Consider the following 12904-nt stretch of genomic DNA (forward strand, 5'->3'; position numbering starts at 1 on the left):
GACCGCAGGAATGACGGCGGCGTCGCGACGTCGCAATGCGCTATCTTCAGCCGGTGACCAGACCTGCTCGCATGAGCACCCTCGCGGCGGCGCTGTCGCTGACGGCGTGCTTGACCGCGCCCGGCGCCACCGCCGACCCGACGCCCCAACAGTCGCCCTTCCCGACCGGAAAGTCCGGCACCACCATCCACGTCACGGAGTACAGCACCGCGACGGCCGACGTCACGCTCAACAGCGCGACCTGGGTCTCGTCCGGCTGCCCGGGCGGCGGCGGGTGCAACGTCATTGAACTCACCATCGCCGGCAAATCCGACAAGCCGTTCACCTACAGCCAGGCCTCGATCACCGCCGCCTCCACCCCGTGGCGTCAAGACCCCTACCGCGACACCCAGGGCGGCTCGTCGCTGGCCGACTACCAGCAGCTCAACAAGACGCCGCCGCTGCGCGTGGGCAGCGTCACCAACGGTCAAACCGCCCACGGCTTCATCGCCTACGACGGCGCCATCCGCCAGGGCGACGTCTACATCGAGTTCAACGACCCCGACGCGCCGGCCGCCCCCACCCCGCTGGCCGGCTGGAAAGTCCACACCTGAGCCGCGTTCAGCTCTGCACCAGATCGGGCATGGGCTCCGCGTCGGTCAGCCAGTGTCGTCCGGTCCGGCGGGCCGCCTCCCACTTGGGAATGCTCACCGCATCGTCTTGGCCCAGGTCCGCGGGAACCGGGCCGATGCGCGCGGCCAGCGGGGCCAGCGCGCCCAGGTCGAAGTTGTACAGCTCGGCGGCGGCCAGGCCCAGCATCTGGCGGGTCTCCTCGACGGGAATGTCCCAGAACGAGCGCCGCAGCCAGTCGCGGGTGTGCGGCCAGGTTCCTTCCGGATGCGGAAAGTCGTTGCCCCACAAGATGTTCGACACGCCGATCTCGTAGCGCCGGGCCAGCTCCCTGCGCTCGGTGGTGGTGGCGCCGATGAAACAGTTCCGGTCGAAGTACGCCGACGGCGGCATGGTCAGGTCGCCTTCCATCAGATGGCTCATCTTCTTGGCCGAATGCTCACGCAGATACCGGGTGTCCATCAGCCACAGCAGATCGTTGGCCCAGAACGCGCCGCACTCCGTCACCCCCCAGCGCAGGCCCGGGAAACGCTCGAACACGCCCGACCACAACGCGAACCACAGCGGCCGCGCCCCCCACCACCGCACCTCGGTGACATAGATGCCCAGATGGCCCCCGTACTCCTCCTGCGGCGCGGGACCGGAATGGGTGTGCACCGGCATCTGCAGGTCCTGGCAAGCGGCCCAGACCTTGTCGTAGCGACGGTCGTGATACGGCGGGTAGCCGACCCAGCGCGCCGGGATCAGGATCCCGCCCGCAACCCCGACTCGGCCGCGCGAGTGATCTCGGCGACCGCCGCGTCCACGTCGGCCAGGATCGGCACCACCGCGACCCCGGCCCGCCGCTCGGGACTGTGGCTGCACAGCTCGGCCAGCCAGCGGTTGTGCGCCCGCGCCCCGGCCATCGCCCGGCCCGGGTCGAGGTCGCCCGACTGGCCCAGGCCGGCCCCGAACGGGGCGCCGGCCACCCCGGTCACCGCGTCGGCGTCGGGAAAGATGACCTCGCCGACCACCCCGTCGCCGTCAAGTTCCTTGTCCCGCAACGCCACATCCCACCCGCCGGCGATGCCCTCGCCGTGCTCGGAGAACCACTCCTGCGCGAACTCCTCGTCGATGAACCCGCCGGCCTGCGCCGCGGCCGTCTTCTCCGCCAGATACGTCTCGAAGTCCTCCCGGTATTCGGGGTCGACGTATTCGCGGTAGCGCTCGGTCGGCAGCTCGGCGTGGGTGTCCGCGGAGATGATGATGTAGGGGTCCACGTCGGTCATGGCGGTCCTTAAGTTCGTAGGTGCAGTTACTTCGTGTTGTTACGTTGTGCTGTGACCCGGGTGGGTCGGGTGAGGCGGCATGTCGGTTGCCGGCCTGGTGGTGCGGCTTGAAAGGACTGGCCGCCCGGCCTTCCTGGACTTCCTCGGGCCGCTGATTGAGATCTGCGACGTGATCGCTTGTTTAAGGAAATGCTGGCGGGGTTGTCCGTGGGGATCGTGTTGGCAGACAAGCGGATAGGAGATCGATGGCAGCGGGCCAGTTGTGGGCTGGGGTTGATGTCGGCAAGGAACATCACTGGGTGTGCGTGGTCGACAACAGCGGCACGGTGGTGTTGTCGCGCAGACTCGGCAACGAGGAGCAACCGATCCGTGCGCTGATCGGCGAGATTGACTCGTTGGCTGATCAGGTTGCCTGGACGGTGGACCTGACCACGGTGTATGCCGCCCTGTTGTTGACCGTGTTGGCTGATGCCGGCAAGTCGGTGCGCTACCTGGCGGGCCGTGCGGTCTGGCAAGCCTCGGCGGTCTATCGAGGTGGTGAAGCCAAGACCGACGCCAAAGACGCCCGGGTGATCGCTGATCAGTCGCGGATGCGCGGCGATGACTTGCCACTGCTGCATCCCGACGACGATCTGATCACCGAACTGCGGCTGCTCACCGCTCATCGCGCCGACCTGGTCGCTGACCGCACCCGCACGATCAACCGACTGCGCCAACAACTCGTTGCGGTGTGTCCGGCGCTGGAGCGGGCCGCCCAGCTCAGCGCTGACCGGGGCTGGGTAGTGCTGCTGGCGCGCTACCAGCGCCCCAAAGCCATCCGCCAGACCGGTATTTCGCGGCTGACCCGGATCCTGGCCGACGCCGGAGTGCGTAATGCCGCGGCCATTGCGGCGGCTGCGGTGGCGGCCGCCAAAACTCAAACGGTCCGACTGCCCGGCGAACAAGTGGCCGCCGGACTGATCGCTGATCTGGCGCAGGGGGTGATTGCCCTCGATGACCGCATCAAGACCACCGATGCCGACATCGAGGACCGATTTCGCCGCCATCCACTGGCCGAAGTGATCACCAGCATCCCAGGCATGGGATTTCGGCTCGGTGCTGAATTCCTGGCCGCCGTCGGCGATCCCGAACTGATCGGCTCGGCCGACCAGCTCGCCGCCTGGGCCGGGCTCGCACCGGTATCTCGAGATTCGGGAAAACGCACCGGACGACTGCACACCCCCAAGCGCTACAGCCGCCGGCTGCGCCGGGTGATGTACATGTCCGCACTGACCGCCATCCGCTGCGACCCGGCCTCCCGCGCCTACTACCAACGCAAACGAAACCAAGGCAAACGACCCATCCCAGCCACCATCTGCCTGGCCCGACGCCGCACCAACGTCCTCTACGCACTCATCCGCGACAACCGCACCTGGCAACCCGACTCACCCCCGATCACTCAGTCGGCGGCTTGACATCGTCATTGAGAGTCCTTTCGCTTACCAGGTGCGGATGGGGTCGGGCTCGAAGACGGTGCTGCTCGCGTCGGCGGGCACGGCCGCCAGCGGCTCGGCGACCTCGGCCACGCTCGGGCCGATCCGGTCCACCAGCGGCGCCAGCGCGTCGAGGTCGAAGCCGTACACCCTCGCCGCGTTCCCGCCCACCATGGCGGCCACCTCGTCGGGCGGAACGTCACTGAAGGTGTACCGCAACGCTTCTCGCGTGTAGGGGGCGGTCCCCTCGTAGTGCGGGTAGTCGCTGCCCCACATGATCTTCTCGACACCGATTCCGTGCCGCTCGGCGCACTCGACCGGGCGCATGAAACTCGCGCCGACGTAACACTGGCGGGCCCAGTACTGGCTCGGCTTGAGCGAAAGCGAACCGGCGGTGGGACCGGCGAACCGGGCGATCGCCGAGTTCGCTCGCGCGTAGCGGGCCGCGGCCACGTCCAGCGAGGCCAGCGTCGCCGGTATCCACCCGGCGCCCTGCTCGGTGAACACCACGGTGAGATCGGGATGGCGGTCCAGTGCACCGCTGAAGATCAAGTGCCACAACGCCCGATGCGCCCACCAGTGCGTCTCGTACACCCAGACGGCGAACGAGCTGCCCCACCCGTCGATCGGGCTCGGCCCGGCGTTGCCGCCGTGGTGGTTGACCACCACCCCGGCCTCCGCGCACGCCGCCCACAGCGGCTCCCAGTGCTCGGCGTACAGCGGCGGGATGCCGGTGCCGGGGGCGATCCCGGGCAGCAACACCCCGCCGCGCAGGCCGCGTTTGGCGATCTGCCCCACCTCGGCAACGGCTTCGTCCAAGTCCCCCAGCAGGATCTGCCCCACCCCGGCGCGCCGCTCGGGTGACAGCGAACAGAAGTCGGCCAGCCAGCGGTTGTGGGCGCGCAGCCCGGCCCAGCGCAGCTCGAGCTCCCGCGCAGTCTCCGGCGGCGGGGCGGCCAGGCTGGCGTGCGGAAAGAACGGCGGCACGGTGTTGGGGTAAATCACCTCTCCCGCAATGCCTTCGGTGTCCAGCTCACAGTTGCGCCGCGCGCTGTTCCAGTTGCGCTCGGCGTCGGGCTCGCTCAGGTCGCCGAACGGGTTCACGTAAGTCTTTGCCCAACGGTCGAATTCGTCACGGTACTGCGGATCCAGGTAGTCGCGGTAGTCGAGCAGGTCCGCGCCGGCGTGGCAGTCGGCCGAGATGACGGTGTAGCGGTCCATGCGCTACGCCCGCGCCGGTTCGGGCCGCGGGGCGGCCAGCAGGGCCACGTCGTCGTAGCGCTGGTGTACGTAGGGCAGCAGCCACTCCTGCGGCACCCGCGCCGCGATCCGCCCCACCTGCACGGTGCGCCGCCGGCACCAGGTGATCGACGTGACCTGACGAATCACGATGTCGGCCACCGGATCCAGCGGCGACTCCCCCAGCTCGAGGGTGCCGTCGATGTTCTCCAGCAGCTCGTAGTGCCGGTGGTATTCACCGTAGACCAGGTGGGGGTCGGTGATGCCGCTGCCGTCGGGGGCGCGCAGGAACTTGAAGTAGAACTCGGTGTTCATCTGGTCGGGCGGCAACTCCGCCGGGCCACTGACCTGCCCGCTCAGCCGGATCAGCCGGTAGCCCAGCCGGTCCACGCCGGCGGTGACGCGGTCGCCGTCGCGCTCCACCGTGATCTGCGCGAGTTTCTTTGGCTCGCCGAAGGTTTCGCGGCCGCCGGTGACGGACTGTTCGGTGGACTGGGGCATGAACAGCGGATAGTCGCCGTGCCGGTCACCGTGCCGCGCGGTCACCGAGAACACCGCCGACCCGAACGGCGCCATCCCCTCGATGCGGACCCGCTGCAGCTGGATACGCACCAGCGGTTCGTCGGCCGGCTGCAGCGGCTTGGGCAGCACCGCCGCGACGATGTCCGGCTCCGTGAGGTAGGTGACCGTCACCGCCTCGGTGGCAATCGGCGCCTTGGTGGCATCGATCTCGTGGTCGACCTGGGCCTCGGGCGGGCGGGGCCCGTAGCGAATGACGTTGCTGCTCACTGGTTTTCTCCTTGCGTTTCGGAGTTTGCGCCGGCGCTGCGGCCGAGAACGTCGACCAGGTAGTCCGGGGCGCCGCGGGAAAGGATCGATGCCGCCTTGCGGCGCACGACGTCGTCGGACGCCGTGGGCGGGCCCATCATCCAGAACCGGTCCGCCGCAATGCCGTCCACCACCAGGTCGGCCACCGTCTCCAGCGGGGTGAACTCGACGCGGGCGCCGGCGGCCTCGAACCGGGCCACCACCTTGTCCAGCGTCTGCTCGGGCGTGCGGCGTTGCTGCGTCGGGGCGTAGCGCGGCGGTCGATGCCGCCACGACTCCCAGATACCGGTGTTCAAAAACCCGCCGGGGAACAGCACGTGCGCACGCACCCGCGTCCCGGTCATCTCCAGGTGCGTGTACAGGCTCTCGGTCAGGCACAGCACCGCGGCCTTTGTCATCGGGTAGACCGCGGTGGCCGGTCCGCCCATGGCGCCTCGCGCGATCGGCGCGAATCCGCCGTTGCCCGAGCAGGTGTTGACCACGTGTCCCTCGCCCCGCTCGAGCAGGATCGGTACGAACGCCTTGAGGCCGTGGATGACGCCCAGCACGTTGACGTCGATCCCCCAGCGCCAGTCGGCCAGGTCGTGCTCCCACAGATAGCCCTCGGACACCGCGCCGGTACCGGCGTTGTTGCACACCACGTCCACCGCGCCGAAGCGGCGCAACGCCTCCTTGGCCAGCGCCTCGACCGAGGAGTAGTCGGTGACGTCGGTGACCACGCCGGCCGCCTCGATGCCCTCGTCGGTCAGCGCCCGCGTCGCCTCCTGCAGCGGGTCGGCGAGCACGTCGGCCAGCACCACCTTCATGCCCTCGTGGCCGAGACGACGGCCGAGGGCCCGGCCGATCCCTCCGGCGCCGCCGGTGATCACCGCCACCTTGCCCTGCAGGTCCGTCATGGTGTGGCCATCGTCACATGGTCGCACAGAGCACCACAAGCGTTCGCATTATGTGACCATTGCCGGCATGGCCGCGCGTCCCTCGCCGCAAACCGAGCGGGTGGTGAATCTGTTCGAGCTGCTGGCGGCCGACGGCAGCGCGGGGATCACCCTGGCCGAGGCGTCCCGGCGGTTGCACGTGCACAAGGCCAGTTGCCACTCGATGCTGTCCGAACTGCTGCGGGCCGGCTGGCTCCTGCGCGACCCGGTGCGCAAGACCTACCACCTGGGCCCGGCCCTGGTGCGGCTCGGCCGCGAGGCCGCCGCCCGCTACCCGGCCCTGGTGCTGGCCCGCTCGGTGATGGACGAGCTGGCGGCGGCGACGGGCGCGCACTGCGTGGCGTTCTCGGTGAGCGAGGACTACTCCACCGTCGTCGATCAGGTCCGCAGCCGCCGCGGCGGCGGGCACCCGATGCCGATCGGCACCCAGTTCCCGCACCGCCCGCCGTACGGGGCGTCGACCGTTGCCTGGGCGGGAACCGAGGACCGGGAGCGCTGGCTGGCCGCCCTGCCCGACGAGGTGCGCGACCGCTACCGCGAGGCCATCGCCGCCGCCCGGCAGCGCGGCTACGCGGTGGGCCTGCACCTGCTGCCCGACGTGCGGCTGCAGGAACTGGCGCTGCTGGTGCGCAGCGCCGAGGTGCGATCCACCCGGCTGAGCCAGCTGGCGCAGGCGTTGACCGACGAGCTCATCCACCAGGAGGAGTGGTTCCCGATCAGCCTGGCCCCCGACCGCAGCTACAAGGTGAGCCACATCGACTCCCCGATCCTGGGGCCGGGCCCGAGCATCGCGTTGATGCTCAGCCTGGTGCCCAGCGCCGAGCCGATGAGCGGCGCGGCGGTCACCCGGCTGGGCACCCAGCTGGCCGCCGCGACCCGCCGGCTGAGCCAAGCCCTGACCGAGTCCGGTTAACCGCGTTGCGGCGCCAGCCGCTTGAGCGCCAGCCCGCCTTCGAAGGGCCGGTAGCCGAATGCGGCCGGGGCGCGATAGCCGGTGTCCGGCACCGGGGTGCGCACCTCCTCGACCGTGGGCCCGATCTTGGCGGCCACCGGAATCAGCTTGTCGAGGTCGAAACGGTAGAGCCGAGCGGCGTTGCCGCCCAAGATCTTTCGGCAGGCATCCTCGGGCCGGTCGTGCAGCGCCCAGCGGATGGCCAACTTCGAGTGCGGCGCAAAGCCTTCCTCGTGCGGATAGTCACTGCCCCACATGATGTGATCGGGCCCCATGAAGTCGATCATCGCGCCGTCGTAGGGCATCAGCTCGCTGGCCAGATAGCAGTTGCGCTGGACGTATTCGCTGGGCGTCAGGGTCAACGCGTCGACCGACGAGCCGCCGAACATCCCGTAGGTGCGGTTGTGCGCATCGGATTTCATGGTGGGCACCATGGCGTCGAGGACGCCGAGTTGTGCCGGCACCCACAGGGTTCCCTGCTCGGTCGGCACGAACCGCAGCGTCGGATACCGTTCGAACACACCGGCCAGGATCAGGTGGCCGAGGGTCCGCTGGGCCCACAGGGCCATCTCGGTGATCAACACGGCATTGGACGCCGGCTGGTCCATCGGCATCTCCGGGCTGCCGGCCCCCGCGTGCTGCACCACGGTGAGGTCCAGTTCGGCACACAGCGCCCACAGCGGTTCGTAGCGGGTGTGGAAAAGCGGGGCCACCTGCGAATCGCCGGGCGAGACCGGCGGAATCAGCACACCGCCGAAGCAGTCCTGCCGCGCGCCCCAACGGATTTCCTCCATCGCCAACTCGACGTCGTTGGGGAAGATCTGGATCAGCCCGCGGCGCCGGTCGGGAGCCAGCGAACAGAAATCGACCTGCCACCGGTTGTGCGCCTGCACACCGGCCCAGCGCTTTTCGAACTCCGCGCGAGTGCGGGGCAGGCTGATGGTGATGTTCGGCGTGGTCGGGAAGAACGGCGGAACGGTGTTGGGCAGCAACACCTCTGCGGCCACCCCGTCGGCGTCCATCTCGCCGATCCGCAGCTCGTGGTCCCAGTTCCGGTTGGCGGTGGCGACGATCAGGTCGTCGAACGGGCTGGCGTACGCCTTGGCCCAGGCGTCGAACTCGTCGTGCAGCCGCGCCGGCAGATACGGTTTGTAGCCGTAGAGATCCGCCCCGGCGTGAGTGTCCGTCGAGATGACGATGTAACGGTCCAGCGTGTCCCAGGTTGTAGCCATCGCGCCCTCCATGAATCAGGTCGAGTATAGGGAGAAGCCCCGGTGATACCAGCGTGTTCCGTTCCGCTGGGTGGGAGCAAGATGTTCGCGTGAGTTGGACGCGGTACGAGACCCGGGCCCTGGCGGACACCAGCCTTCGCGGCGACGCGCTGCACGCCGCCCTCGAGGACTACATCCGCGTGCGGAATCCACAGCTGACCGACGTCCGGCTGGAGCGGGCAACCGCGACCGGGGCCTCCGGCGGCCCGCCGGGCAGCCGCTGGTATCAGGTCACCTACCTGGCCGAAGACCCCGAACGCAGCGCGTAGCCGCCGGCCGATTCCGCCGCGCGCGCCCCGGCGTCGGCGCTACATTGCTGTCCTGGACACAAAGGAGCCCAGCGTGCGGTCACTCATCGCCGTCGTCGTCGTCGCGGTCGGATGCCCGGCCGCGGCGCTGTGGGCGCCCCAAACCGCCTGGGCCGACGACGACTTCGTCGCCCTGGCGGTGTCGGTGGGCAGCGGACGCGCCGCCGGCTGGGCCACCGCGAACAGCCAGGACCAGGCGAACCAACTCGCCCTTGCGCACTGCACCGCCGAGGCCGGCGACGCCTGCGAAGTGGTCGCGGGCGCCCGCAACGGCTGCGCGTCGGTGGCCTTCGACCGCGGCTCCGGGCGGTTCCGGGGCGGCTCGGGCCCCGATGCGGCCAGCGCCGACTCCGACGCCCTGGCCAAGCTGGGGGCGCCGAACGGGCGGATCAAAGCCACGCATTGTTCGTCGTGACCGCGAGCCGGCGTGCGCCGCGGCGACGGCACCCAGAATTCGTCTATCGTTTCAATAAGTCGTCTTGTTTCGGCCCACCGCACCCAGGGGAGGCCATGACTCACACCAAGGCCGGTCGTGCCGCGTGGCCGGCCGCCTGCGCGGTCGTCCTGTCCGCCGCCGCGCTGTTGTGCGCGGCGCCGGCCGCCGCGGACGAAGCCGATGACGCGTTCCTCGCCGGCCTGGCCAAGGGCGGGATCACCATGTTCGACGACGACGACGCGATCGCCATGGGCCACAGCGTGTGCTCGAGCATCGACGCCAACCCCAACGTGTCGATGCTGGCGCTGCGGCTGACCAAGCAAACCCCGTTGACGCCGAAGCAATCCGGCTACTTCATCGGTCTTTCGGTCGCCAGCTACTGCCCGCAGTACAAGGACGACGTCGACCCCTCGCTGGGCTGGCTGATCCCGCCGCCGCTGATGTGAGGTTGCCGGCCGGCATCGGCGTTCTGGTAGGCCTGGGTGAGCCAGTACACCGTGCGCTCGATGCCGGGCACGATCTCGGTGACGTCGATCTCGCCCTGGGCGAACCGGGTCAGAAACCCGAAGACCACACCGGTGAGGATGAGCTCCAGATCGTTGACGAATCCCGGATCAGCCTGGGCCAGAACGCTTTTTGCGACGGGAACGACGGCCTCGACACCGCGCTGGATCAGGCGTTTACCGCCGGGCCCCGAGCGCGCCTGAAAGTAGGAGCGCAGCATCAGCGGATGCCGCTCCCACGGCTCGAAGATGGTGCGCATCACGTGCATGAGGTCGGAATACATCGATTCGCCGGGCAGCTCGTCGATCAGCGACGGCAACCGCGCATACCGGTTGGCGTCCATCCACCCCTCCAGGGCCGCCACGATGAGCTCGTCGCGGGTGCGATAGCGCTTGTAGATGGTGGCCATCGAGACGCGGGCCCGCCGGGCCACCTCGCGCAGCTGCACGGCCTCGTAGCCCCCGGTATCGAGCATGTCGACCACGATGCCCAGAATCGGATCCCCGGAAACGATCGGGGCGTCGGGCCCTTTTGCCGTCACGGTAACCATGTTACTGTGCGCGGGTGAGTAACCACGTTACTCACCCCTGAACTGGGCCGCCGGACAAGAAACGAGGACGCCCGCCGTGGGTTCACTAGATGGCAAAGTCGCCTTCATCACGGGAGTAGCGCGCGGCCAGGGCCGCAGCCACGCGGTACGGCTCGCGCGTGAGGGCGCCAACATCATCGGCATCGACATCTGCGCGGACATCGCCGCCAACGGTTATCCGATGGCCTCCCGCGCGGAGCTCGACCAGACCGTCGCGCTGGTCGAGGAGGCCGGCGGCAAGATGCTCGGCACGGTGGCCGACGTGCGCGATTTCGGCCAGGTCAAGGCCGCGCTGGACGCCGGTGTGGAGCAATTCGGGCGGCTGGACATCGTGCTGGCCAACGCCGGCATCGCGCCGTTGGCCTTCCGGCAGTTGAGCATCGAGGAGGAACTGGCCCAGTGGCGGGCGGTCACCGGCGTCAACCTGGACGGCGCCTATCACACGGCGTGGGCGGCCATTCCGCATCTGCTGGCCGGTAACCGCGGCGGGGTGATCATCTTCACCAGTTCGACCGCCGGCATCAAGGGCTTCGGCGGCCTGCAGGGCGGCGGCCTGGGCTATGCGGCCTCCAAGCACGGCATCGTGGGGCTGATGCGCACCCTGGCCAATGCGCTTGCACCGCTGAACATTCGGGTGAACACGGTGCACCCGACCGCGGTCAACACGATGATGGCCACCAACGACGACATGACCGAATTCCTTCAGAAGAATCCCGGCGCCGGCCCGCACCTGCAGAACCCGATGCCGGTCGGCATGCTCGAGCCCGAAGACGTCAGCGCCGCCATCGCCTACCTGGTCTCCGACGAGGCCCGCTACGTCACCGGGGTGACGTTCCCGGTCGATGCCGGCTTCTGCAACAAGGTCTGACATGGCAACCGACGACGCGACGGGCCGGGTCGCCGGCAAACGGGTCCTCATCACCGGGGCCGCGCGGGGCATGGGACGCTCGCACGCGGTGCGGCTGGCCGAACAGGGCGCCGACTGCATCCTGGTCGACATCTGCTGCACCCCAACAGGTTTGGACTACCCGCTGGCCACCGAGGAGGACCTGAACGAGACGGTGCGACTGGTGGAGAAGCACGGCCGCCGGGCGGTGCCCAAGATCGTCGATGTGCGCGACGAGGCCGCCATGAAGGCGGCGGTCGACGCGGCCGTCGACGAGCTCGGCGGGCTCGACGGCGCGGTCGCCAACGCGGGTGTGCTCACCGTGGGCACCTGGGACACCACCACCGCCGAGCAGTGGCGGCTGGTCCTCGACGTCAACCTGATCGGGGCCTGGAACACCTGCGCGGCCGCGCTTCCCCACCTGATCGGCGGGGGCGGCGGCAGCCTGGTCAACATCAGCTCGTCGGCGGGCATCAAGGGAACCCCGCTGCATCTGCCCTACACGGCGTCCAAGCACGGCATCGTGGGGATGACGCTCGCGCTGGCCAATGAGCTTGCCGCACAGAACATTCGCGTCAACACCGTGCATCCCACCGGGGTGGCCACCGGGATGGCGCCGCCGGGCATGCACGCGTTGATCGCCGAACAGCGGCCCGATCTGGTGCCCATCTTCCTCAACGCGCTGCCCGCGCCGCTGATCGAGGCGTCCGACGTGAGCAACGCGGTGCTCTACCTGATCTCCGACGAATCCCGTTACGTCACAGGACTCGAGCTGAAGGTCGATGCCGGTGTCACGATCAGATAGCGCGGCGCGGCATCAGCGCGGGGTGCGCACCTTCGCCGAGGTGATGACCTTCGACCCGCCGGACGACGCCAGCCCCTGCGCCTCGGGGCTGATCGACTTCGTCTTCGGCGAGGTGTGGTCGCGGCCGGGGCTGAGCCGGCGCGACCGGCGGTTCGTGACGCTGGCCTGCGTGGCGGCCGCCGACGCGCAGGCCCCGCTCGAGCAGCACGTCTACGCCGCGTTGAACAGCGGCGACCTCAGCATCACCGAAATGCGGGAAGCGGTGCTGCATTTCGCCGTCTACGCGGGCTGGCCGAAGGCGTCACGCTTCAACATCGTGGTGGACCAGCAGTGGGCCAGGATCGCCGCGGAACGCGGTGAGCCGGCGCCCGACCCGGAGCCGCTGCTGCCGCTGGTCACCGCCGCCGATCCCGAGCAGCGGCTGCGGGGCGGCGAACGATCGTTCAAGGACATCAACTGCCTGCCGTTCGCGCCGCCGCGGGACAACCCCTATTCGGGCGCCGGCATTCTCAACTTCGTCTTCGGCGAGATGTGGCTGCGGCCCGGCCTGGGCATGAAGGAACGCCGCCTCATCACGGTCGCCTGCGTGGCCTTCCAGGACGCCGAAATCCCGATCATGTCGCATGTTTACGCGGCGCTCAAAAGCGGTGACGTGTCGTTTCGAGAGATGGACGAGGTGGCGCTGCAGTTCGCCGCGTACTACGGCTGCGCCAAGGCCGACCACCTCAACCAGGCGATCGCGGAGCAGAAGCAGCGGGTGATCGCCGAAAACCACTCCGACGCCACACCGGTCGGCTGACCC

The 12904-nt window shown here is 69.1% G+C and carries 14 protein-coding genes and 1 pseudogene; 9 read left to right on the forward strand and 6 right to left on the reverse strand.

All coding sequences use genetic code 11. The annotated features are described in order from the left end of the window. Positions 1–71 precede the first annotated feature (71 nt). The gene (locus NF20_RS10380; RefSeq protein WP_019732472.1) at positions 72–593 is read left to right on the forward strand and encodes a hypothetical protein; all 522 of its coding nucleotides are present in this window, start codon (positions 72–74) and stop codon (positions 591–593) included. Positions 594–600: 7 nt separating this feature from the next. Here NF20_RS10380 and NF20_RS10385 read toward each other — a convergent pair. Continuing rightward, positions 601–1877, reverse strand: a pseudogene (locus NF20_RS10385) (amidohydrolase family protein). A gap of 245 nt (positions 1878–2122) precedes the next feature. Here NF20_RS10385 and NF20_RS10390 point away from each other — a divergent pair. Continuing rightward, positions 2123–3331, forward strand: a complete 1209-nt coding sequence (locus tag NF20_RS10390; protein ID WP_007172600.1) for an IS110 family transposase — start codon at positions 2123–2125, stop codon at positions 3329–3331. 24 nt (positions 3332–3355) lie between these two features. Here NF20_RS10390 and NF20_RS10395 read toward each other — a convergent pair whose 3' ends face one another. Genes NF20_RS10395 through NF20_RS10405 form a run of 3 tightly spaced genes read right to left on the reverse strand, consistent with a single transcriptional unit; the run spans position 3356 to position 6312 of the window. Next, entirely contained in the window at positions 3356–4570 is a 1215-nt protein-coding gene (locus NF20_RS10395; protein WP_019734166.1) for an amidohydrolase family protein, read from the reverse strand. A 3-nt stretch (positions 4571–4573) separates the two neighbouring features. Then, the gene (locus NF20_RS10400) at positions 4574–5377 is read right to left on the reverse strand and encodes an acetoacetate decarboxylase family protein (RefSeq protein WP_009977852.1); all 804 of its coding nucleotides are present in this window, start codon (positions 5375–5377) and stop codon (positions 4574–4576) included. Further along, positions 5374–6312 carry an SDR family oxidoreductase gene (locus NF20_RS10405; RefSeq protein WP_019734167.1) on the reverse strand — a complete coding sequence of 313 codons (939 nt, stop codon included), beginning with the start codon at positions 6310–6312 and terminating at the stop codon, positions 5374–5376. The genes NF20_RS10400 and NF20_RS10405 overlap by 4 nt, the downstream gene beginning before the upstream one ends. 67 nt (positions 6313–6379) lie before the next feature. Between NF20_RS10405 and NF20_RS10410 the strand changes: the two genes are divergently transcribed. Further along, a complete protein-coding gene (locus tag NF20_RS10410; protein ID WP_033712727.1) occupies positions 6380–7264 on the forward strand; it encodes an IclR family transcriptional regulator in 885 nt (294 codons plus the stop codon). On the opposite strand, the gene NF20_RS10415 is transcribed toward NF20_RS10410, so the two are convergent. Next, positions 7261–8547: an amidohydrolase family protein gene (locus NF20_RS10415; RefSeq protein WP_019734169.1), complete on the reverse strand. Its 1287-nt coding sequence runs from the start codon at positions 8545–8547 to the stop codon at positions 7261–7263. The two genes, NF20_RS10410 and NF20_RS10415, sit on opposite strands and share 4 nt — an antisense overlap. A gap of 77 nt (positions 8548–8624) precedes the next feature. On the opposite strand from NF20_RS10415, the gene NF20_RS10420 reads away from it, so the two are divergent. The 3 genes from NF20_RS10420 to NF20_RS10430 all read left to right on the forward strand — a co-directional run bounded on the left by NF20_RS10420 (position 8625) and on the right by NF20_RS10430 (position 9764). Continuing rightward, positions 8625–8843, forward strand: a complete 219-nt coding sequence (locus NF20_RS10420) for a hypothetical protein (RefSeq protein WP_019734170.1) — start codon at positions 8625–8627, stop codon at positions 8841–8843. A 73-nt stretch (positions 8844–8916) separates the two neighbouring features. Continuing rightward, entirely contained in the window at positions 8917–9297 is a 381-nt protein-coding gene (locus tag NF20_RS10425) for a DUF4189 domain-containing protein (protein WP_033712726.1), read from the forward strand. A gap of 95 nt (positions 9298–9392) precedes the next feature. Beyond that, positions 9393–9764, forward strand: a complete 372-nt coding sequence (locus tag NF20_RS10430; protein WP_009977863.1) for a DUF732 domain-containing protein — start codon at positions 9393–9395, stop codon at positions 9762–9764. Here NF20_RS10430 and NF20_RS10435 read toward each other — a convergent pair. Continuing rightward, positions 9695–10372, reverse strand: coding sequence for a TetR family transcriptional regulator (locus tag NF20_RS10435; RefSeq protein ID WP_019732934.1), 678 nt, complete (start codon positions 10370–10372; stop codon positions 9695–9697). The two genes, NF20_RS10430 and NF20_RS10435, sit on opposite strands and share 70 nt — an antisense overlap. Positions 10373–10448: 76 nt before the next feature. Between NF20_RS10435 and NF20_RS10440 the strand changes: the two genes are divergently transcribed. Genes NF20_RS10440 through NF20_RS10450 form a run of 3 tightly spaced genes read left to right on the forward strand, consistent with a single transcriptional unit; the run spans position 10449 to position 12901 of the window. Beyond that, positions 10449–11279 (forward strand): mycofactocin-coupled SDR family oxidoreductase, encoded by an 831-nt coding sequence (locus NF20_RS10440; protein ID WP_033712725.1) that lies wholly within the window; start codon positions 10449–10451, stop codon positions 11277–11279. Position 11280: 1 nt separating this feature from the next. Continuing rightward, positions 11281–12102, forward strand: coding sequence for a mycofactocin-coupled SDR family oxidoreductase (locus NF20_RS10445; RefSeq protein WP_009977866.1), 822 nt, complete (start codon positions 11281–11283; stop codon positions 12100–12102). Continuing rightward, positions 12086–12901 (forward strand): carboxymuconolactone decarboxylase family protein, encoded by an 816-nt coding sequence (locus NF20_RS10450; protein WP_016706024.1) that lies wholly within the window; start codon positions 12086–12088, stop codon positions 12899–12901. Before NF20_RS10445 ends, NF20_RS10450 begins: the two co-directional genes overlap by 17 nt. The last annotated feature ends 3 nt before the right edge of the window (positions 12902–12904 follow it).

The sequence above is a fragment of the Mycobacterium sp. MAC_080597_8934 genome (assembly GCF_000523975.1).
In the GTDB taxonomy this organism is placed as follows: domain Bacteria; phylum Actinomycetota; class Actinomycetes; order Mycobacteriales; family Mycobacteriaceae; genus Mycobacterium; species Mycobacterium avium.

Coding starts and splice junctions, on each gene's coding strand:
- NF20_RS10380 (WP_019732472.1), top strand. CDS start 72: ATGAGCACCCTCGCGGCGGCGCTGTCGCTGACGGCGTGCTTGACCGCG.
- NF20_RS10390 (WP_007172600.1), top strand. CDS start 2,123: ATGGCAGCGGGCCAGTTGTGGGCTGGGGTTGATGTCGGCAAGGAACAT.
- NF20_RS10395 (WP_019734166.1), bottom strand. CDS start 4,570: ATGGACCGCTACACCGTCATCTCGGCCGACTGCCACGCCGGCGCGGAC.
- NF20_RS10405 (WP_019734167.1), bottom strand. CDS start 6,312: ATGACGGACCTGCAGGGCAAGGTGGCGGTGATCACCGGCGGCGCCGGA.
- NF20_RS10410 (WP_033712727.1), top strand. CDS start 6,380: ATGGCCGCGCGTCCCTCGCCGCAAACCGAGCGGGTGGTGAATCTGTTC.
- NF20_RS10415 (WP_019734169.1), bottom strand. CDS start 8,547: ATGGAGGGCGCGATGGCTACAACCTGGGACACGCTGGACCGTTACATC.
- NF20_RS10430 (WP_009977863.1), top strand. CDS start 9,393: ATGACTCACACCAAGGCCGGTCGTGCCGCGTGGCCGGCCGCCTGCGCG.
- NF20_RS10435 (WP_019732934.1), bottom strand. CDS start 10,372: ATGGTTACCGTGACGGCAAAAGGGCCCGACGCCCCGATCGTTTCCGGG.
- NF20_RS10445 (WP_009977866.1), top strand. CDS start 11,281: ATGGCAACCGACGACGCGACGGGCCGGGTCGCCGGCAAACGGGTCCTC.